The organism is Paenibacillus sp. FSL F4-0236 (assembly GCF_038000135.1).
Classification (GTDB): domain Bacteria; phylum Bacillota; class Bacilli; order Paenibacillales; family Paenibacillaceae; genus Paenibacillus_AQ.
In genome coordinates, this window is sequence record NZ_JBBOBK010000001.1 from 1,400,542 (window position 1) to 1,420,714 (window position 20,173).

Annotated in this window: 20 protein-coding genes; 16 read left to right on the plus strand and 4 right to left on the minus strand. The window is 40.5% G+C overall.

The window, feature by feature from the left end:
* From NSQ29_RS06350 to NSQ29_RS06370, 5 genes are all read left to right on the plus strand, one after another.
* The gene (locus tag NSQ29_RS06350; protein WP_341124581.1) at window positions 1-1,368 is read left to right on the plus strand and encodes a radical SAM/SPASM domain-containing protein; all 1,368 of its coding nucleotides are present in this window, start codon (window positions 1-3) and stop codon (window positions 1,366-1,368) included.
* Window positions 1,365-2,426, plus strand: a complete 1,062-nt coding sequence (locus tag NSQ29_RS06355; protein WP_341124583.1) for a TIGR04066 family peptide maturation system protein — start codon at window positions 1,365-1,367, stop codon at window positions 2,424-2,426. The genes NSQ29_RS06350 and NSQ29_RS06355 overlap by 4 nt, the downstream gene beginning before the upstream one ends.
* A gap of 14 nt (window positions 2,427-2,440) precedes the next feature.
* Entirely contained in the window at window positions 2,441-2,668 is a 228-nt protein-coding gene (locus tag NSQ29_RS06360) for a hypothetical protein (protein WP_341124585.1), read from the plus strand.
* Window positions 2,669-2,762: 94 nt separating this feature from the next.
* Complete coding sequence (locus tag NSQ29_RS06365; RefSeq protein ID WP_156113154.1) at window positions 2,763-2,906, plus strand: hypothetical protein; 144 nt, start codon at window positions 2,763-2,765, stop codon at window positions 2,904-2,906.
* A gap of 270 nt (window positions 2,907-3,176) precedes the next feature.
* A complete protein-coding gene (locus NSQ29_RS06370) occupies window positions 3,177-3,536 on the plus strand; it encodes a hypothetical protein (protein WP_060622809.1) in 360 nt (119 codons plus the stop codon).
* A gap of 30 nt (window positions 3,537-3,566) precedes the next feature.
* Here the strand turns inward: NSQ29_RS06370 and NSQ29_RS06375 are convergent, their stop codons facing one another.
* Window positions 3,567-4,832 (minus strand): serine hydrolase domain-containing protein, encoded by a 1,266-nt coding sequence (locus NSQ29_RS06375; RefSeq protein WP_341124586.1) that lies wholly within the window; start codon window positions 4,830-4,832, stop codon window positions 3,567-3,569.
* 66 nt (window positions 4,833-4,898) lie between these two features.
* On the opposite strand from NSQ29_RS06375, the gene NSQ29_RS06380 reads away from it, so the two are divergent.
* The 4 genes from NSQ29_RS06380 to NSQ29_RS06395 all read left to right on the plus strand — a co-directional run bounded on the left by NSQ29_RS06380 (window position 4,899) and on the right by NSQ29_RS06395 (window position 10,137).
* Window positions 4,899-5,582, plus strand: a complete 684-nt coding sequence (locus tag NSQ29_RS06380) for a response regulator transcription factor (RefSeq protein WP_076300532.1) — start codon at window positions 4,899-4,901, stop codon at window positions 5,580-5,582.
* A gap of 2 nt (window positions 5,583-5,584) precedes the next feature.
* Entirely contained in the window at window positions 5,585-6,853 is a 1,269-nt protein-coding gene (locus tag NSQ29_RS06385) for a HAMP domain-containing sensor histidine kinase (RefSeq protein WP_341124588.1), read from the plus strand.
* 135 nt (window positions 6,854-6,988) lie between these two features.
* Window positions 6,989-7,792, plus strand: a complete 804-nt coding sequence (locus tag NSQ29_RS06390) for an ABC transporter ATP-binding protein (protein WP_341124589.1) — start codon at window positions 6,989-6,991, stop codon at window positions 7,790-7,792.
* Window positions 7,793-7,794: 2 nt separating this feature from the next.
* On the plus strand, window positions 7,795-10,137 hold the full coding sequence (locus NSQ29_RS06395) for an ABC transporter permease (protein WP_341124590.1): 2,343 nt from the start codon (window positions 7,795-7,797) through the stop codon (window positions 10,135-10,137).
* Between the two features lie 87 nt (window positions 10,138-10,224).
* On the opposite strand, the gene NSQ29_RS06400 is transcribed toward NSQ29_RS06395, so the two are convergent.
* Both NSQ29_RS06400 and NSQ29_RS06405 read right to left on the minus strand, forming a co-directional pair.
* On the minus strand, window positions 10,225-10,653 hold the full coding sequence (locus NSQ29_RS06400; RefSeq protein WP_042189935.1) for a VOC family protein: 429 nt from the start codon (window positions 10,651-10,653) through the stop codon (window positions 10,225-10,227).
* 189 nt (window positions 10,654-10,842) lie between these two features.
* Complete coding sequence (locus tag NSQ29_RS06405; RefSeq protein ID WP_094870196.1) at window positions 10,843-11,241, minus strand: DUF2871 domain-containing protein; 399 nt, start codon at window positions 11,239-11,241, stop codon at window positions 10,843-10,845.
* A gap of 349 nt (window positions 11,242-11,590) precedes the next feature.
* Here NSQ29_RS06405 and NSQ29_RS06410 point away from each other — a divergent pair, with 349 nt between their 5' ends.
* Complete coding sequence (locus tag NSQ29_RS06410; protein WP_234532155.1) at window positions 11,591-11,806, plus strand: hypothetical protein; 216 nt, start codon at window positions 11,591-11,593, stop codon at window positions 11,804-11,806.
* Between the two features lie 116 nt (window positions 11,807-11,922).
* Here NSQ29_RS06410 and NSQ29_RS06415 read toward each other — a convergent pair whose 3' ends face one another.
* On the minus strand, window positions 11,923-12,888 hold the full coding sequence (locus tag NSQ29_RS06415; RefSeq protein WP_339242522.1) for an NAD(P)H-dependent flavin oxidoreductase: 966 nt from the start codon (window positions 12,886-12,888) through the stop codon (window positions 11,923-11,925).
* 208 nt (window positions 12,889-13,096) lie between these two features.
* Here NSQ29_RS06415 and NSQ29_RS06420 point away from each other — a divergent pair, with 208 nt between their 5' ends.
* The 6 genes from NSQ29_RS06420 (at window position 13,097) to NSQ29_RS06445 (ending at window position 20,171) form a co-directional block, all read left to right on the plus strand.
* Window positions 13,097-13,759 (plus strand): MgtC/SapB family protein, encoded by a 663-nt coding sequence (locus NSQ29_RS06420; RefSeq protein ID WP_341060125.1) that lies wholly within the window; start codon window positions 13,097-13,099, stop codon window positions 13,757-13,759.
* 503 nt (window positions 13,760-14,262) lie between these two features.
* Window positions 14,263-15,426, plus strand: a complete 1,164-nt coding sequence (locus NSQ29_RS06425; protein ID WP_256721763.1) for an ROK family transcriptional regulator — start codon at window positions 14,263-14,265, stop codon at window positions 15,424-15,426.
* A 28-nt stretch (window positions 15,427-15,454) separates the two neighbouring features.
* The gene (locus tag NSQ29_RS06430) at window positions 15,455-16,459 is read left to right on the plus strand and encodes an asparaginase (protein WP_339242520.1); all 1,005 of its coding nucleotides are present in this window, start codon (window positions 15,455-15,457) and stop codon (window positions 16,457-16,459) included.
* Window positions 16,460-16,548: 89 nt separating this feature from the next.
* On the plus strand, window positions 16,549-18,153 hold the full coding sequence (locus NSQ29_RS06435; protein WP_341124592.1) for a glutathione ABC transporter substrate-binding protein: 1,605 nt from the start codon (window positions 16,549-16,551) through the stop codon (window positions 18,151-18,153).
* Window positions 18,154-18,266: 113 nt separating this feature from the next.
* Complete coding sequence (locus tag NSQ29_RS06440) at window positions 18,267-19,190, plus strand: ABC transporter permease subunit (RefSeq protein ID WP_042189920.1); 924 nt, start codon at window positions 18,267-18,269, stop codon at window positions 19,188-19,190.
* Window positions 19,191-19,259: 69 nt separating this feature from the next.
* Window positions 19,260-20,171, plus strand: a complete 912-nt coding sequence (locus NSQ29_RS06445; protein WP_042189918.1) for an ABC transporter permease — start codon at window positions 19,260-19,262, stop codon at window positions 20,169-20,171.
* Window positions 20,172-20,173: the final 2 nt, after the last annotated feature.

Genomic DNA, 20,173 nt, shown 5'->3' on the forward strand with positions numbered 1-20,173 from the left:
ATGAATAGAAACAGTATTTATAAAATCAAACAGAATCAGTATGAAGCGTTAAGTCATATTTCTGAAGGCAGTTATGAGGAAGCTGATGTAAATGTGCTTAAAGATTTTCAAAAGAGAGGGCTTTTAGCTGAATCTCCGATTCTACAAATTGAGCATCCGGCAAGTCAAATGTTGGAGTACCAGTTAGAGCGCTGTGTTAACTCAATCACTTTTCAAATGTCTCAAAATTGCAACTTGCGTTGTGGTTACTGTCCTTACTCAAGCAATGAAATTTATAATAATCGTTCACATTCTGCCCTGAATATAACCTGGGATACTCTGCAGCAAGGGATTGATTTCCTTGTAGCCCATTCTAAAGACGTGGACCACTTGCATGTAGCTTTTTATGGTGGGGAGCCTTTGATTGAAAAAAAACTCATCATAGATACTATGAAATATACACAGGAAAAAGTCAGCGGCAAAGAAATTTCCTTTGGTATGACTACTAATGGCACACTTCTGGATGATAGTTTTGCAAGGGAAGTTCGTGATTTTAACATATCCATTATGATTAGCCTAGATGGACCGAAGGATGTTCATAATGAAAATAGGACGTTTGTAAATGGACGTGGTTCCTATGAGATTGTATATCGTAATGTTGTACATATTCGAGATAACTATCCTGATCTATATCAAAAACTGAAGTTCAATACAGTTATTAGTCCAGATGGTAAGTTCGAAGAAATCTTTGATTATTTTAGAGCGGGAGAAGGAGTTAGTGACCTCTCTAAAGTTAACTTTAATACACTATCCATGAACTATACAGAGACGGAATTCGTTTATGGTGAGGCTTATTTTGAAGAACGAAATTACGAAGCTTTGAAGGCATATCTATTGCTGCTAGGAAAAGTAAAAGAAGAGCCTGTGGCCTATCATAAACGTGATATTGAAACCATTTATAGCTACAAAGAGTTTCTTTCGCCAATCAATGAGACCCCAAAAATTGCTCATCCTAGCGGGACTTGTATACCAGGCTTGAAAAAACTTTTTGTAGATGTAAACGGTAATTTTTTTCCTTGTGAGCGTATAGATGAAAATTCTTCACTAATGAAAATGGGAAATCTTCAGGATGGTTTTGATATTAAAAAGGTTCGAGAAATTTTGAATGTTGGAGCAGTTACGGAACAACACTGTAAAGAATGCTGGGCCTTTCATTGCTGCTCTATATGCCCCGCTGCAGCGGATAATGGAAAGGATGAACATTATTCAGAAAGCTATAAGCTTAGCAAATGCAACAGGGTTAAAGCATCGGCATTAGAGAATTTGAAGAACTATACGATGATGAGGGAATTTAAATATCAGTTTAAAAGAGAGGATATTTCACTGTGAAGAAAAAACTGGCGGTTTACCCTTTTCATAAAGGTCTGATGCCTTTATTGCTAACAGAAAGTGAGCTTCAGAATTTCGAGCTGATATATGCCGTAGTTCCAAAAGGCTGGGAGTCATTCGATGAAGTGGACGACACTAAAAAGGCTTTAATATGTGATGAAGAGAGCTTTTATTTAAATGATCTGATTAACTCTGTTGATGTACTGTTATTATGTAAGCCTCAATTTCAAGTTGATGAATCAGGTTACTGCCGGTTAACTTCTCTTGCAGAAGAGAAGGGAAAGCATATTATGTACGTGGCTGAATTTAAAACTGTATTAAACCAATCAACCATAGAGGGTTGGGAATGTCTGAATCTAGAGCATCCTTCTATATCGAAACAGAAAGCATTAGCGAGTATCGACGTCCCAGTTATTTTAATTATGGGGATGGGGGAAAACTGCGGAAAATGGAATTTGCAGCTTAAACTAAGTGAAAACTTTCGCAATTCGGGATATAAGATGAGTTTGATTTCCAGCAATGCACTATCTAGATTATGGGGATACCATACAATCCCAGACATTATAGACGGCAATGATCTAACGTTTTCAGAACAGGTCGAGAGTATTAATGCCTATATTAAATATATAGAACAAGCTGAGAATCCAGATGTCATTATTATTGGAGTTCCAGGAAGCATTCTTAAGTATAGCACTTCAGTTCCCAATGGATATGGGTATATACCTTTCCTAATCAGTAATGCAGTCACACCAGATATCACAATATTAAGTTTGTATAACGGAAATTACGAAGAATCTCATTTGAAAGAAATGAAGTCCACTTGTTTATATAAATATGGCGTTAATATTGATTACTATCATATTTCTGAGAATGTTTGTTTATATAATCCAGAAGCAAGACAACTAGAATACTATTCTGTAGATTATCGAGACTCAATGGAAAACAATTCCTATTCTCAAGAGGGGATGTATACTTTTAATCTTTCTAATTCTACAAGTCAGGAAGAGGCTTTTAGAAGAATTATAAGTGAGCTGCAAAATAATATTCCGATGATTTAAAGGAGGGGAAGGAGTTGTTGTATCTAAACGAACAGGTTATAGAAGAAACAGTCAAAAATTATGTCAAAGAATTCGATAGAACGACCAATCTATTAGGTGTAACTTCTGTTAGAAATATCATTTATATTTTAACAGATCTCGAGAACGAACTTGGATTCCAAATCAATGATTCTTTTGTCCGTGAAATCAAAGACTTATCTGTAGAAAAACTTATTGAAGTTATACCGAAACATCTAAAGTAGTGGCATAGAAATTTCGCTCTATCATTCTCAATGCTGACATAAGAGATGTATTCAAAACAGACCCTATGACAAACTGAAAGGAGGGGACTAAACAATGGAACTGAATAAAAACGCTTCTCAACAAGTAGCTCCTATGGTCTCTACATTTGCAGCTTGCTGGTGTATGTGCCTATGCCTTATTTTTACAGAAAAAAGACATAGTGACCAATTAGATGCTTTGAATGCTGTTAAAAATTAGTGAATTTATGCATCATTAATTGAGATCCTGTTTTTGACGAAGTTTTATTAGAAAATTGGCTGTTTTGGATACATCCTTTATGTCAGCATTTAAACTCTAATCTAAAATCTCCGGCAACCATATTGCCAGGAGATTTTTTTGTTCAGGGCTTGTTTTGATTGGGCTGATATCGGAAGAGTACTGAAAGTCACAGAGGATTATTTTAATTATCGATATAATGAAAGCGTTATCTTTTTATTGCAGTTTACTTAAATTAAAAGGAGATAAGCTATGAGAGTGAGCAAAGTTTCTTTTAACCAGCTTGTGTTTATTTGTTTAGGGATTCAATACATGTTAATGCATTTGTTCTCTGCAGGCGAGGCGATTGTCATCACATCCATAGAGCTTGTTATATACATGATTTTTACCGTTGTTGGCCTTGTAGGATTTTTTATGCGGAGCAGAAAAGTGGATAGTGAGGCTATTTCCGGATTGGTCGCATTATTCTTCAGTGTATTATGGATGGTATCTTTATTCTCGCAATTTAAGAAAGAAAGCTACCCAGATGCTTTAACGGTAATTAATTCGCTTGGCGTAGCTACTGCCCTACTTGTGCTTCTGGCTGAGTTCATCATTATAGCTAAGGCCTAGCGTAAACACGAACAAAAAAACAAGACAGGTCTATAAAGACTTGTCTTGTTTTTTGTGCATTCCCAGAAATGAAAGCTCACCCTGTACATTCCGCTTAAATTCATATTCTGAATCATGCTTCGTATGATGGAATCTTGTTTCCGAGATTGGATAAAACGGAGTGACTTCTACATCATTCCAGACAAAATAGTAATCTTGCCCACTACGCTCCACGCTCGCTTTGCAGCCATATCCCTCATAGGTTCCCATATATGAAGCATAAATGTTGTCATCAAGCGGGAAGGCATGTGGAGAGACAGGCACCCTTTCAGGTTCGCCGAAGACTAATCCAGCTAGCGATTCTGTTAACTTAGTGACGGGTACGCAATCATAATTAGTCAACATGATGACGCTTGTTTGATCTTCAGGATATCTATGCAGTTCACTTCGGAAGCCGCGATAGGCACCGCCGTGATACATTCTTTTTCGATCAAAACGTTCGTCCAAGAACCAACCAAATCGATATTTGAGATTACTGGAATGAAAAGCCATCTCTAGGGTGTTATGAGACACTAATTGATCGGAGTACAAGGCTTGATCCCACAGGAAAAGATCGGCAGCCGTCGAATACATCCCGCCAGCGGATAAGATAGAACTCATATCTATGTATTCCCCCTGAGTATACTCTCCCCAAGAAGAATGATAAGGTGAGGCTAATTTTTGAATAATCAGCTGATTGTTATAAACTCCTGTATTTACCATGCCCAGAGGCTGTAATATAAAAGTAGTGATATAATCTTCAAATGTCATCCCTGTAATCTTCTCAATAATCATCCCCAGCAAATAATAACCTGAGTTGTTATAGGCAAATGAAGTGCCAGGCATAAATGCAGGGGGCTGACTCACAAATAGCTGTAACATCTCCTGTGGAGTCAGCTTTAGCTTATTTAATTTTTGATTATATTCGGGTATGGAAGTGTAGTTGGCTATACCAGAGGTATGTCCCAGCAGGTGAAGGATGGTAATCCCCTCTAGTGCATGCTGCTGAGGGAGATATTTTAGGATTGGATCTTCCAGTCTGAGAAGTTTTTGTTCTTTTAGCATCAGGATAGCCATGCCAGTGAATGATTTGGTAAGTGACCAGATCCGGAATTTGGTATCTAAAGTGTTCGGGACCTGATGTTCAAGATTCGCATATCCGTACGCTTTATGTAACTTGATTTCTCCACGCTGAGCTATTAAGACGGTGCCACTTAATGGCCAGCTTTGTTCGTATTTATCTAAATAGTGCTCCAGACGCTGGAATTGTGTATCCACAGGTAACCCCTCCTTAAAGGCATATTCTAACATAATAATAAATTCAGTTGAAGCGGAGAGAAATTGATGAGATATGATTGTTTGATTATTGATGATGAAATTGAGCTTGCGGAGACCACCTGCGAATATTTTAATTTGTTTGATGTTCAAACCGCATTTGTTACGAGCGCCGATGCCTGTCGGAGCTTTTTGAGTGAGCATCAGGTGTCGATGTTACTCCTTGATATTAATTTAGGCGGTGAATCCGGCTTCCAGTTATGCAAAGAACTGCGTCAGACGACCGGGATTCCCATCCTGTTTATTAGTGCCCGCTCCAGTGAGGATGATGTATTAATTGCGCTAGATATCGGGGGAGATGATTATATTCATAAGCCGTATACCCTGAGAGTGCTGCTGGCAAAAGTAAAGGCGGTGCTTAAACGTTACAACAACGAAGTTGTAGCCGAGTCCTCCCTTCTTGAATCCGGACCCATCCAGATTGATCCCGAACTCAGAAGGGCAAGTCTTAACGGCGTACCCCTCAAGCTGAAAACAATGGAATATAAATTGCTAAAGTTTTTGATCCAGCATAAAAATCGGGTAATCCCTAAAGAGGAGCTATTTACAGGGGTATGGGGGGATGTTTTTGCGGGAGATGGCACCTTAAATGTACATATCCGTCATCTTCGTGAGAAGATTGAGCAGAATCCTAACGATCCGCAGTACATCCGTACCGTATGGGGCATCGGTTATGCTTTTGAGGATAAATAGTGATGACTAAAAAATTGCTACTGGCGCTAATGCTCACTATACTCGCTGCAAGTATAACTCTCATATTCCTGATATTTAATTTGAAGGTGGGGACCTCAACAGACCGAGTGGCGATCAATACCATTGTTAAGCTTACAGAGCAGCATTGGGATAAGCTTGAGCCGAAACTGTACAAGGAAAGTCCCTATGATTTCGCCATTATTGATACCTCTGGTAAATTAAAATATCAGACTGAAAATACGATTTCTGTTAGCGTTAACGAAGCTATCAATAATCGGGATACCTTAGTCGACGTTGTTGTTCAGGATCAGCTGGTGGGTAAAGTAATTATTAATAATGATTACCGTACGATTTTTATACATATGAAACAACAATTTATACAAGTTTCTGTTGCAATGCTGCTTTTGCTTACAATTCTAGGCATCCTCTATATTTGGTTCCTGAATAGATCCATTCTTCGTCCATTTCGCAAAATGCAGCTATTCGCGAACCATATCGCAAGAGGTGATCTTGAAGTGCCTCTGGAGATGGATCGTAATCATCTATTTGGTGCTTTTACCGAAAGCTTCGATATGATGCGGGAAGAGCTTGCGGCGGCTAGGCACAGTGAATATTTAGCGAATAAGAGTAAGAAGGAGCTGGTTGCTAGTCTCAGTCATGATATTAAGACACCCGTCGCTTCGATGAAGGCGATTACGGAACTGATGTTATTAAGCGCAAGAGATGAGAAGACAAGCAGACAGCTAAACACCTTGTATTCCAAAGCGGATCAGATTGATCGTCTGGTCACAGACATGTTCCATTCCACCTTGGAGGAACTGAATGAACTAAACGTCAGCTTAACGGAGGAGAATAGTCACCTCCTGACCCAAATTATAAATAATGTGAACTTCTACGAACGGATTTCAGCAGCATCTGTGCCAGACTGCATCATTATGGTTGATCCCTTACGGCTGCAGCAGGTCATCGATAATGTGGTGAACAATTCCTATAAGTATGCCTACGCCGGTACACCCATCGATATTCAATTCGAGATTAGGGATCATTATCTGGAGATTGATGTTCTGGATTATGGTCCGGGTATCCCTGAGGAGGAATTGCCTTTAATATTCAATAAATTCTTTAGGGGCAGTCTGGCCGTGAGCCAGAACGGTGCAGGTCTAGGTCTGTACATTTCTCGTTATATGATGCAAAAAATGCAGGGCGACATTGTATGCTCCAATCGGGAGGATGGATTTACTGTAAAGCTGCTGATTCCTTTAGCAGGATAGAATTAAGAATTCGCTAAGGATTGCACAAAGACATGTTAAGAACATTTAACGTACGATTAGGTTGCAATTACGAATGAGTCTGTGATTGCAGCCATTATAATGTGCGTAGAGCTAGGGTTACTATTAGCGCAATTAATGAGCATGAACGTAAATGGAGTGTTCAACATGAACGAAGTGAATAATAAAGTATTGATGCAGACCCATAAGCTTGGAAAAACCTTTTCCCATGGAGGAACTCAGCAGCATGTATTAAAAAATCTGGATCTGACCTTATATCATGGTGATTTCACGATTATCATGGGCAGCTCTGGTTCTGGTAAATCAACACTGCTGTATGCCATTTCGGGAATGGATAAGCCAACGCTTGGAGAGGTCTTGTTTGAAGGTCAAGATATTACGGCGATGAGTAATGATCAGCTGGCGATATTCCGGCGGAAGAATTGTGGATTTGTGTTTCAGCAGATCCATCTGCTCGATTCAATGAGTGTCCTCGACAATGTATTATCAAGTGCTTTTCTTGTCCAAAAGGATAGAGCTGGGGCTGTGGAAAAAGCCAAAAAGCTGCTCTTAGATGTAGGCCTGGATGACACCATCTGGGGTAAGTTTCCAGCGCAAATTTCAGGAGGAGAAGCTCAGCGTGCCGGTATTATCCGGGCCCTTATCAACAGTCCAAAAGCGGTCTTTGCGGATGAGCCGACTGGAGCGTTAAATAGCTCAGCAGGAATAGGGGTACTGCGTGTCCTAACCGAGGTAAATAAGCAGGGGCAAAGCATAATTATGGTAACCCATGATCTCAAAACTGCGCTGCGTGGTAATCGGATCTTGTATCTGCAGGATGGGGTAGTCATCGGAGATTTGCGCCTTTCCCCTTATAGCGAAGATAGTGGACCTGAACGGCAGCAGCAATTACAGTCCTTTCTGACCGAATTGGGGTGGTAGGGATGAGAAGCTTAATAGGAAAGCTTGCTTGGTCCAATATTCGTAAAAGAAAAAGTGCAACGATTACGCTCTTCGTATTGATTATGATTGCTGCGCTGCTGCTGAACATTGGCCTCACAGTCAGCTTGAAGCTTAATTCTTTTCAGCAAGAAAAAATATCGAAGCTAAATACACCTGATATCACCGCTTATTTTCCTTTAAATGAGAATGTGAAGAATTATGAATCTCTGGTGGATAGCTATCCTTATACTGAAAAATGGGAGAATGAGGCGGCGCTTCTGCTACCTGATGTAAAGATAAACTACGGGGGAAACAATACAGCTATTGCTTTCTTGATTCTTAATAAGGATTCGCAGCGCTCTATGGGACTATTTAATACCACTTCTCGGTTGGAACCTGCGGATCAAAATACAATTTATTTGCCGTATATCTTTCACGGAGGCTCAGGGTATAACCTTGGGGATACGATCTCGTTTGAATACGATAACAACAAATTTACTTATACCATCGGTGGATTTACGGAGGAACCCCTTTTTGGGACATTGACGAATGGGGCTTTGAAAATATTTTTAAACGATGAAGGTTATAAGCAATTAGAGGAACGGCTTGGGAAAGAAGTTCAATTTAATTTTTTATCTGTACAATTAAACGAACGGGCGAAAGAAGTCAAGCTGGAGCAAAAGTTGAGTGAACAGATTTTTGGATCTGGAAACACAAGTTCATTTTTAGTCATGCGAACTGATGTGGGGCTCGAAGGTAACCGTGTTTTTGTGAATATTTTAGCCGCTATTCTGATTGTATTTGCATTGATTATGGTTGTAATCTCGTTGATTGTGATCAGGTTTCAGATCTTCGGGAATATTGAGGATAACCTAACCAACATCGGTGTTTTGAAAGCGAACGGTTATACGTCAAGGCAGATCATATCCTCATTTCTGTTACAGTTCGTCTCAGTGTCTATAATGGCCTCCATACCGGGAAGTTTGATTTCTGTTCTAGTCATGCCCTTAGTAGGTAATATGATTTCGTCTTCGGTTGGACTGTTGTGGCCGACAACTTTTGAATTATTAAGTGCTTTGTTGAGTTTGCTTATCGTTACGGTGCTGATTTTCTTAGTTGCCTACCTGTCTAGTAGAAAGATTCGAAGGATTACTCCGATAGCAGCTCTTCAGAGCGGGCTTCTTACCCACAATTTTAAGAAAAATCATTTTCCACTAGCGAGCACTTCATTGAATTTGCAATTCGCCTTAAGTCTGAAGTCTTTATTTAGACAGACCAAGCAGAATTTTATGATCGTGCTGATCGTTGCAGGGTTGACCTTTTCGAGTATATTTTGCTCCATCCTTAATTTTAACTTTAAAGGGGATACTTCAGCCGTTTTAGATTTAGTGGGTCTAGAACGTACCAATTTGCAACTTGATCTAAAAAAAGCTGATCATGATCCAAAGATATTTGCAGAAGTAGAGGCCATGCCTGAGGTTCAGAAGATCTCCATATTGGAAGGTAGAGTAGCTTCTATAGATGATTCCAGTTTTATGCTCCGTGTATCTGATGATTATGCCAAGCTGGAGACGCAGACGGTCTATAAAGGTAGGCAGCCCATTTTTGATAATGAAATTGCGATATCCGGTGTAATTGCAAAAATGAAAAATAAATCGATTGGGGACGAGATTCCAGTTACGTTTAATGGGGTAACCCAAAATTATTTGGTGACTGGTCTTAGCCAGCAGATTAATCAGTTAGGTATGGTTGCTACCATAACAGAAGATGGAATGAGAAAATTGCAGCCGAATTATTCCGTCCAGTCCATTAATGTATACTTAAAGGAAGGGGAAGATCCTCAAGTCTTCATTCAAAAGCTTGAAGAACGTCTCCCTGGACAATGGAACGTAACGAACATTTTAGACATGTTAGAAAGCACGCTCAGTACATTCACTTCAGCAGTATCTTCTATGACAGCAGTCATTACCGCGGTCACAATTATAGTGGTTAGTTTAATTTTGTATTTGGTGATTAAGACGTTGATTATGAAACGTAAGCGGGAATTCGGTATTCTTAAAGGTATCGGATATACGACCTTTAATCTGATGACACAGATTACGTTCAGTCTTTTTCCGGTGATTGTAGTTGGAGTATTATTGGGGAGTTTAGCAGGTTATTTTTTCTCGGATTCGGCGTTTGTATTATTGCTTTCAAGTCTAGGCATTTATAACGTTCAGCTGGCGGTTAGTCTGCCTCAAGTGCTTCTACTGTGTGCTGTCATTCTAGTTGTTGCTTATGTGGTATCCATGTTAGTTGCGAGACGGATTCGGAAGGTCAGTGTATATGATTTGATTATGGACTAAGAGCTTGAACAAAAAACAACGAGATGGAGGTAGGCCGCACCTGTATTAATAGGTTTCACAGCCACTCCATACTCGTTGTTATTTTTATTACATATTCATTCGTCCGTCATCATAATTGAATTGCCAATCGATGCCGAATTTATCTTTTAGACTACCATAACACGAGCTCCAGAAGGTTTCTTGTAATTCCATACCTACTTTTCCGCCTTCTTTAAGCTTATGGAAATATTTTTTTATGCCATCCAAATCCTTACTAACTACCGAAAGACTAATGTTATTTCCTTCCACAAAAGGCATGCCCGGAAAAACATCAGAGAACATTACATTACTGCCTTCGATATTCAAGCGAGTGTGCATAACTAAATCTTTGGCTTCTTCAGGAAGAGTGAAATTGGGATCAGGTGGTGTTTCGCCAAAGGTCATGATTTGTGGACGTTCAACGCCAAATACCTCCGCGTAAAATTCTGCGGCTTGACGGCAATTCCCGTTGAAATTCAGATAAACATCGATAGACATTTACTTCACTCCTTAAAAGTTTTATTGGCATCGAAAGCATAGTTTAAAGTTAAAATTTAAGATATCTCGCGACTTCCATATTGTATCATTTACCAGTGTATAAACAAATATACTTATAGTCTCATTTGGTATGAACTTTTATATGATTATAAAAAGGAGCCGCTGGAGTGTTATCCAGCGGCTCTTTCCTTATGATTTAATTCGTTTACCGAGCAGAATTAGTAGCCATATGATACCGGCTCCTACTATGGCATGACCGAGACCGGCAATATGCGGTAAGAAGCTGATATCAGTCCCGTTAATTTGCAGCATCCCGCGAGTGGCCATAGTACCGATCGTGATCAGGAGACCAATGTTATATACAATGTACCATGCGCCAAAGGATTTAGCTTCATGGATATTAAATAACTTGGCTAGGATCAATGCGATTATAAAGAAGAAGAAGCCCAGTACAAGGATATGAGTATGAAGTGCAACTAAGATGGTGTTTCCTTCGAAATCATTCATTTTGGTAATTTCACGATAAGCAACACCTGCTATCAAACCAAGAATGGCATAGAAAAAAGACGTGTAATACAATTTTTTCATGATCATGACTCCTTTATGTTTATTGTTATATTGAAATCATATCTTTCAAATAAGAACGCAGTATGAACAAATGATTATATAGTGATTAATTTCACGGAATTGACAAAAATAAATCTCTTAAGCATGTCCCACATAGTTTCCACACAATATTCATCTATAATCATTAATATTATTGAACCCCACTATTCATTGAATTCAGGGTGTTCGATGGCACGGGAGGATGAATATGAAAAAAGCGGATTGGATCATAGCCATTCTAGTTATGGGAATGGGTCTGATGTGCATGTTGGTTTCAGCAAATTTTTTTCGTATTGATTTTTTCCGTATTATAAAGTAGGAGATGGTTTTTTTGAAAAGAGGAGTATTTGCAGTAATCTGTGTTGTTATTTTGTCATTTGGAATTGGAACAGCAGCTTATGCTGCCGGGTTTGCTCCAAGCACTTTTAAAGAGATGTTGCCCTTTATGAAAGAAAGACATCCTAACTTAGGTGATTCCGAGCTAGAACAAATGTATAAGAGCTGTCATCAACAAGAGGGCATTTCTAATACTCGTGGAATGATGTAAGGCTATGCTGATATAGAGTCAACTATAAACAACGCCTTTTAAAAAGAACCCTTTGTTGCATACAACAAAGGGTTCTTTTTTTATCTTTATCATCGCATAAGTATCGTATTACAATCTTAAGTTGCGGGGTTCAATGCTCCCTGATACTCATACATTAAATTGTCAATAATCTGCTGTACGGACAATATCTCTTTAATCTCATGAACTCTGGACCCGGCAAACACTAATCCGTTCTTAACATCTCCTCTAAGCGAAGTTAGCAGGGATTCCATGGTACAGAAGCGATGCGAACATACCTTTAGACAATTAGAGCATTTTGCTATTTTTAATTTGGCATCATCACTAATACGTTCTGTGAATTCATTACGAATCGCTCTGCCATCTAGCCCAACTGTAGACTTAATTAGAATAGTATCACCTTGCTGAGCATCTACATATTTTTGCTTAAAGGCCAGAGGAGCATCACATTCATGGCTCGCCACGAAACGAGTCCCCATCTGAACACCAGAAGCGCCAATCCGAAGGGCTTTTGCGATATCATCTCCCGTCAGAATCCCACCAGCAGCAATAACCGGAATCGAAACGGCTTCTACAACCTCAGGAAGAATTTCGAACATGGATCTCTCTGTGCCCAAATGGCCCCCGGCTTCAAATCCTTCCACTACGACTGCAGAAGCACCAAGTCTTTCGGATATTCTGGCTAATTTGGCGGAGGAAACAATAGACACCACAGGAGTACCATACTCTTTACCCCAAGCATAAATATCTCTGGAAATCCCGGCTCCAGAAATAATAAAGTCCACTTTTTCTTCCAAAGCGACCTTCATTTTATCAGCAAAATCCTTCATCGCGAATAGAACATTCACACCGATATATCCAATCCCTTTTGAGAGCTCTCTTGTTTTGCGAATATGCATTCTCAGTTCATCAGTGGTGATTCCTGTACCGGAAATGGTGCCGATCCCGCCTGCATTGGCTACAGCAGCAGCTAAGCCACTTAAGGATATGCCTACGCCCATACCCCCTTGAATTACAGGAACCTTGGATTTAATATGCCCAAATTGGATTGTTGGCAGTTTCATATACGCACCTCTTTCACTAGTTGTAGACCGTTATAAAATGTCTACTGGAGTAACAGTTATAAAGGTATCACAGTTAAATCTTTGCAGATGTGACTGTGCGCATGCTCAAACTATGTTAAATATCATGTTCATATTATAGGAGGGGGAAATATAGAAATCCGTTTATGATACAATAAATAGCAATATTATAAGGAGAGAAGGACTATGTATGGAGTTTGAATATTTGCTTCGTGTAGTTGGAGCTGGAATTTGTGGTGTTTTAGTTGGCTTTGAACGAAAAAGTCGGATGAAAGAAGCGGGAGTTAGAACGCATTTTATTGTTGCTTTAGGTGCTGCACTTATGATGATCATTTCAAAATATGGATTTCAGGATCAAGCTGATTGGTCCTATGTTAAGCTCGATCCCGCACGTATAGCTGCCCAGGTAGTAAGTGGAGTGGGATTTCTTGGTGCAGGAATGATTTTCATGCATAGACACACTGTGAAGGGCCTGACAACTGCAGCGGGGATTTGGGCAACGGCGGGACTAGGGCTGGCGATTGGATCGGGTCTTTATATTCTTGGTGGAGGAGCAACGATTATTATCTTACTTGGGCAAAAGATTTTGCATGGCCGATACAGTTGGCTGGCCTCACCGAAAACGCAACAGATTGTGATCTGTCTGACTAATTCAGAAGGAGCCGTGAGTAGAATTCAACAGCTACTTGAAGAAAAAAATATTACCATTTTAAGCTTTCACGCTGAAAATAATAGTCTTGCCTCCGAATTGAATTTAGAAATTATCGTAAAATTTCCTGAATCGTTTAATGCTGTGAAATTGTTGTCACTGATACAAGAGGACGCGTCTGTTAAGGCGATAGAGTTTCAATAATTTTTTTAACACTCCGCATCAAAAGTTGGTTTCTATATGAAGAACTTGCTTTTGATGCGGGTTCAATCTCCATTTCACTATCAATCCGCGCACGATTCTACTCTTTTTCCAATATTCAGATTCACAAAACTTCTGCATCGATCCCTAACCTCTTTTTGTTTTTAAGATATTTCCTCCAACTCTAAATTAAGTTTTTCCTATTATTAGTTTCCACTCGGTCTATTATGAGAGAGGTTTTGGTCTTTTATGTTATGTTTGTGTTATGTATTTATTGGAGATTGTTATAAAAATCACATATTAAACGCTTTCATTTATTTCGAATAAAAAAATATGTCATTTATATTGACATACAATCAATGAGCCTTTATTATTAATCCCATCACTGGAGAAACTAAACTGAAATTTAATCAAATAATACATTAGCGTAGCTTAATTGGCAAATTTTTTCTTATTTTTATAGTTTTATTAGTTTGATTAATGCACTGAAGAAAATAATTAGGAGAATGTCTGTGAAAAAGCACGATCAGGATTTTATGAAGCGGCAAAATCGTTTGACGGTCTTCGAAATCATAAAAAATCAACAACCAATTTCTCGCGCTTCCATCGCCAAACAAACGGGTATGAGCCCTACAACTGTAAGTCGAATTGTTGGGGAATTAACTGAACAGGGCTATCTACTGGATTCGGATCAGGTATCGTCAGGATTAGGTCGGAAATCAACGTTGCTAGCCATGGTTGACGCTTCTGTATTGTCGGTTGGGGTTGAGCTGGATCGCAGTCTTATGATTGTAGGTATCGTAGATTTGCAAGGTAAGCTTCTATGCAGCAAGCAATACCCGCGTACTCCGGACGAGAGTCCAGACAAGACACTGGAACGAATCAATGAAGCGATTGAACAACTGACGCAGCAGCATGTGATTGACAGAACGCGTATCGTCGGTATTGGCGTTGGACTTCCTGGCATTGTGAATAACGAAGAAGGTATTGTTGTCTTCTCTGTTCAGCTTGGATGGAAGAATGTTGCCTTAGCAAAACGCCTAAAGGAACTAACCGGTTTTGAAATTGCTGTAGATAATGAGTTGAAAGTTAGAGCTCTTGCTGAACACCTCAAAGGCGCTGCTGTTGGATCTGTCCGTACCGCACTATTGGGCTTCGGGCAAGGCGTTGGCTCGGCGATGATCCTTGAGGGAGAGATTTATCGCGGGGTGATGAACAGTGCTGGTGAAATAGGGCATACGACAGTGGATCCTAACGGAATGATGTGCGAGTGCGGTAAGGCGGGTTGCTTACAGACCTATATAAATATCAGTTCATTGTTGTCGGAAGCCAATCGGATTCGTCCGATTCGCACGATCGAGGAGTTATTTGAAGCAAAGGATGCAGGAGAGCATTGGGCGGTTCATTTGATCGAGCGTGCGCTCATGTATATGGCGATTACTATCAACAATGTCGTATGCATGTATAACCCCGATAGTGTGATCCTGAGTGGAGAACTCGTAGACAAATTTCCGGATATTTATGAAGCAGTCGAGAAGCTATATCTTTCACGCTTCACATGGGAGCCCCTTCGTGGGTCTTTCTCCATTCATCGTTCGATGTTGAACGAGAATGGTGTAATTATCGGATCTGGACTACTATCGCAAAATCGTTTTTTCGCATTGGATTAAAATAATTACATCGAAGGAGGTTGTACAGATGGGGTTTACAACATTAGTAGAAGAATATCGCGGTGGCTTACTGGAGAATGTCCATTATGGTGCAGTTAGCGTGGTCGATGAGAAAGGTAATATTTTGTATAAAGCAGGTAATCCGGAGCATATGACCTATCTTCGTTCAGCTGCTAAACCATTCCAAGCTTTACCGGTTATGAAGCGCCGGATCGATGAAGTTTACGGTTTGACAAGTAAGGAAGCCTCACTCTTTACTGCTTCGCATCGGGGAGAGGCCTTTCATATTGAAGCACTTGAATCTCTTTTTCAGAAAATGGGATTAAAAGAAGAGGGACTTCATTGTTGTTCTACATACCCACTGAATGAGGAAGCCAAAGCAGAACGCCATCGGGCGAATGAGCCCACTCGTAAAATCTTTCATAATTGCTCAGGTAAACATGCAGGGTTAATGGGCCTTAGCAAATATATGGGTTGGGATATAGATACTTATTATGATCCTAACCATCCCGTGCAACAGGAGATCATTGATATCATGGCTTATATCGCAGAAGTATCGAAGGAATCCATTCCTCAAGGGATTGATGGTTGTGGTCTTCCTATCTTCGCACTCCCTCTTCATAAAATCGCTTATTCATATTTAAAGCTAGCCTGTCCTGATTTGATTGAGAATACGGAAATACGTAACGCAGCTGCTGCGACTGCAAAGCTTATGAACGACAATCCGGTGATGATTGCAGATACGAAATTCGTCTGCTCGGAGCTTCTAAAGGATGATAATCTGACGGCAAAGGGCGGCGCTAAAGGTGTATATGGGATTGGACTCCGAAAGGAACGAATCGGTATCTCGCTAAAAGTATCCGATGGCTCCGAGCAAGTATGGCCTTGTATCATCGCATCGATTCTGGAACGTTTAGGCTATAGCAATCAAGATACGATTGATCGTTTATATGCACTCGTGCCGAACACTATTGTCAATGATGGCGGTACAATTGTGGGCGAGCGACGTGCTGTATTCCAATGGGAAGTCTGATTATAAGGATCGAGAATAATCTTCAAGTCTCATGAATAATCGGACTGGGAGCTTTTCTAATACATCGTTTCTAAAGGGGAGTGTATAACATGAAAGTAAAAGGAAAAGTATGGTCAATGTTCATGCTGCTGCTTATTACAGTAGTAGTGACTGCAGGGTGCGGCAACAAAGCGAACAACGAGGGAAAAGGCGGCAATACCGCTGGTGGAACTGAAACTAGCACCCCAACTACAAAAAATGATAAAGACATTGTAATTGCCATCAATTCTAACTTTATTACGCTAGACCCTCATAACGCAAGCGATACACATTCAATCAGCGCTGCCAGAACGATGTACGAAGGTCTAATGGGTTTTGATGAGAATATGAACGTAGTTCCTGTCCTTGCTGCTAGCCATTCCATAAGTGAAGACGGGTTGGTCTACACGTTCAACTTGCAAGAGAACGTTAAATTCCAAGACGGTACTGACTTCAATGCTGAAGCGGTTAAAGTAAACATCGCCCGTATTCAAGATGAGAAGAACAATCTGAGACTGCGCAAAAGCTTTGCAAAGGTAGCAAAAGTGGAGACTCCTGATGCCAAAACCGTGGTTATTACACTCAGCGAGCCATACAACGCATTTTTAAATAAAGTTGCTATGGCACCTATTATTAGCCCGAAAGCTTTAGAAGAAAACGGAGCTGATATTTCGAAAAAACCTGTAGGAACGGGTCCGTTTAAGTTCAAAGAATGGGTGCAAGGTGATCGGCTAGTTGTTGAGAAGAATCCGGATTACTGGCAAAAGGACTTGCCGAAAGTGGATAGTATAACCTTTAGACCCGTACCAGAGAATGGATCACGGATTGCGATGCTGAAGACTGGAGAGGCTGATTTCATTTATCCAATGCCTACCGAGCAAGTATCCGAGGTTGAAGGCATTGAAGGAATTACTATAGATACCATCGATTCAACCATTGTTCGTTATGTTACTTTGAATACGATGAAGAAACCTTTCGATGATGTAAAGGTACGTCAAGCCATTAACTATGCTATCAACAAAGATGCGTATATCAAGGTGGTGAAATCGGGTCTTGGCGCTAAGCTTGATTCCACGATGTCATCCAAAACACAATATTATTCCCCACAAACAGGTTATGACTATGACATTGAAAAAGCTAAGCAACTGCTTGCGGAAGCGGGTTATCCAGACGGATTCGAAACCGAAATTTGGGGTGAGAATGAATCCGAAACTATGAAGGGTATGCAATTTATCCAACAACAGCTAGCGCTTGTAGGCATTAAAGTAGAAGTGAAGTCTATGGAAGGCGGTACTTTATCCGACCAAATTAACGCTGCTAAAACACCTGAAGAAGCAAAAATTCAAATGTGGTATGTCAGCTGGTCTCCATCCTCCGGTGATGCAGATGGTGCTACTAGAGGGTTGTTCAGTAGTGAAATGTTCCCACCTGCTGGCTCGAATACAGCTTATTATAAAAATGAAAATGTAGATAAATGGATTGCTGAAGCAAACAAATCTGTTGATCCAGAAGCGGCTAAATCCATTTATGCAAATATTCAAAAAACAGTATGGGAAGATGCTCCGTGGGCATTCATGGGCGTTGACCAAATCATCTCAGGCAAAAGATCGAATCTGGAAGGTGTCAAAGTCTTCCCGGATGGTTCCATTAATGTCCTAAATGCAGAAGTGAAATAATTCAAGTCAAACGCAAGATTTAATTTCCCAAGAATTGAACGAGGCCGCTTCTTAAGAATGGTAGGAAGCGGCCTTAACTAAATCATTTGTCGATACTGAAGGGGGCTTATGAGTTGGGTAGATATGCTTTACAAAGACTCCTCGGGGTTATTCCGTTGCTATTCATTGTATCGGTATTAGTCTTTCTGTTTATTCACTTAATTCCGGGCGATCCGGCCCGGCTTATTGCGGGTAAAGACGCCACACTTGAAGAGATTCATGGCATTCAAGAGCAACTAGGTCTCAATCTGCCGCTGTGGAATCAATACATAAACTACATGAGCGATCTACTAAGTGGTAATCTGGGCAATTCGATTCGATCAGGGATTCCAGTAACCGATATGCTAGAAAGTAGAATAATGCCTACCTTGTGGTTAACGTTTCTCAGCATGGCTTGGGCGCTTGTCATTGGTCTTCTAATTGGTGTTATTTCAGCGGTTTATCGTAATAGATGGCCTGATCACTTAGGCACATTGACAGCCATTTCAGGGATGTCGATTCCTGGATTCTGGTTAGGTTTGGTACTCATTCAAATTTTCTCGGTAGAGCTTGGCTGGTTTCCGACCGGTGGTGTGGATTCCTGGAAATCGTATATTCTTCCTTCCATTACACTTGGAATGGGAATTATGTCGATGCTGGCTCGTTACTCGCGGTCATCGATGCTAGAAACGTTACGGGAGGATTATATCCGTACTGGACGTGCGAAAGGCTTACGCGAGTATGTTGTTATTAGCAGGCATGCGCTGCGCAATTCTCTAATACAGGTCGTTACTGTAGCTGGACTTCAATTTGGATTCTTGCTTGGTGGATCGGTAATGGTTGAGACAGTTTTCAGTATTCCTGGTCTGGGTAGACTGCTGGTGGATTCCATTTTGTTCCGGGATTATACAGTTATTCAAGCTTTGCTGCTGCTGTTTTCAACACAATTTATCCTTATCAATTTAATTGTAGATTTATTGTATGGCGTACTCAATCCGAAAATCAGGTTTTCTCAGTAAGCTAGAGTAACTGAGAGGCAGAATTACGATAGTTTTCTATAGGGTGAATATAGGATTAGGAGGGATATCATGAGCGACAATTCAGCGGTAATGGGAACTAATTCTCCTATACCCGGAGAGGTAATAGCCCCGGAGAAAACAAAAGGCCGCGCGGGTGTTTTTATTCGCAAGTTCAGCAAACAAAAGATGCCCCTTGTGGCTGCATTTTTTATCATATTGCTTTTTTTAATTGCCATTTTCGGGCCATTTCTGACCCCTTATAATCCTGATGAACCGAACTATGATGCGCTAATGCAGGGTCCGTCTGCCAAGCACTGGGCGGGAACGGATGAATACGGCCGTGATATTCTAAGTCGCTTAATTGATGGTACAAGGTTGACTTTGGCGGTCAGTCTGAGCTCCGTATTGATTGCAGGTGTACTTGGAACTATCCTTGGTCTTGTCAGTGGATATTATGGCGGTTGGCTGGATCGGATTATTATGCGTGGCAGTGACGTATTGTTCTCATTCCCTGATTTACTACTTGCCATTGGGATCGTCGCTATACTTGGGCCTGGTTTATCCAACGTTGTGATTGCCGTTGCAGTCTTTGGTACACCCTCGTTCGCCCGCATTATTCGGAGCGTAACATTGTCTGCGAAGGAAACGTTGTTTGTTGAAGCTGCCCGTTCAATGGGTGCAAAGAATCGAAGAATCATTTGGCGACATATTTTTCCTGAAACAGTCCCTAGTATCATTGTTAATTTATCCATGAAAATTGGCGGGGCAATCTTAGCCGCTGCGTCACTGAGCTTTCTTGGAATGGGTGCGAAGCCAACGGAGCCCGATTGGGGGGCAATGTTAAGTATGGGGCGCGATTATTTAAGTATTGCTCCACATATCGTTTATTTTCCGGGTTTAGCTATATTTTTGACAGTACTTGCATTTAACCTGGTCGGGGACGGACTGCGCGATGCTCTTGATCCCAAAATGAAAAACTAAGG

Excerpts from the sequence above, each read along its gene's own strand:
- NSQ29_RS06420 (WP_341060125.1), top strand. The coding sequence starts at position 13,097 with ATGGAGTTTGAATATTTGCTTCGTGTAGTTGGAGCTGGAATTTGTGGT.
- NSQ29_RS06400 (WP_042189935.1), bottom strand. The coding sequence starts at position 10,653 with ATGTCTATCGATGTTTATCTGAATTTCAACGGGAATTGCCGTCAAGCC.
- NSQ29_RS06390 (WP_341124589.1), top strand. The coding sequence starts at position 6,989 with ATGAGCATGAACGTAAATGGAGTGTTCAACATGAACGAAGTGAATAAT.
- NSQ29_RS06370 (WP_060622809.1), top strand. The coding sequence starts at position 3,177 with ATGAGAGTGAGCAAAGTTTCTTTTAACCAGCTTGTGTTTATTTGTTTA.
- NSQ29_RS06350 (WP_341124581.1), top strand. The coding sequence starts at position 1 with ATGAATAGAAACAGTATTTATAAAATCAAACAGAATCAGTATGAAGCG.
- NSQ29_RS06415 (WP_339242522.1), bottom strand. The coding sequence starts at position 12,888 with ATGAAACTGCCAACAATCCAATTTGGGCATATTAAATCCAAGGTTCCT.
- NSQ29_RS06395 (WP_341124590.1), top strand. The coding sequence starts at position 7,795 with ATGAGAAGCTTAATAGGAAAGCTTGCTTGGTCCAATATTCGTAAAAGA.
- NSQ29_RS06430 (WP_339242520.1), top strand. The coding sequence starts at position 15,455 with ATGGGGTTTACAACATTAGTAGAAGAATATCGCGGTGGCTTACTGGAG.
- NSQ29_RS06425 (WP_256721763.1), top strand. The coding sequence starts at position 14,263 with ATGTCTGTGAAAAAGCACGATCAGGATTTTATGAAGCGGCAAAATCGT.
- NSQ29_RS06405 (WP_094870196.1), bottom strand. The coding sequence starts at position 11,241 with ATGAAAAAATTGTATTACACGTCTTTTTTCTATGCCATTCTTGGTTTG.
- NSQ29_RS06365 (WP_156113154.1), top strand. The coding sequence starts at position 2,763 with ATGGAACTGAATAAAAACGCTTCTCAACAAGTAGCTCCTATGGTCTCT.
- NSQ29_RS06385 (WP_341124588.1), top strand. The coding sequence starts at position 5,585 with ATGACTAAAAAATTGCTACTGGCGCTAATGCTCACTATACTCGCTGCA.
- NSQ29_RS06435 (WP_341124592.1), top strand. The coding sequence starts at position 16,549 with ATGAAAGTAAAAGGAAAAGTATGGTCAATGTTCATGCTGCTGCTTATT.
- NSQ29_RS06380 (WP_076300532.1), top strand. The coding sequence starts at position 4,899 with ATGAGATATGATTGTTTGATTATTGATGATGAAATTGAGCTTGCGGAG.
- NSQ29_RS06445 (WP_042189918.1), top strand. The coding sequence starts at position 19,260 with ATGAGCGACAATTCAGCGGTAATGGGAACTAATTCTCCTATACCCGGA.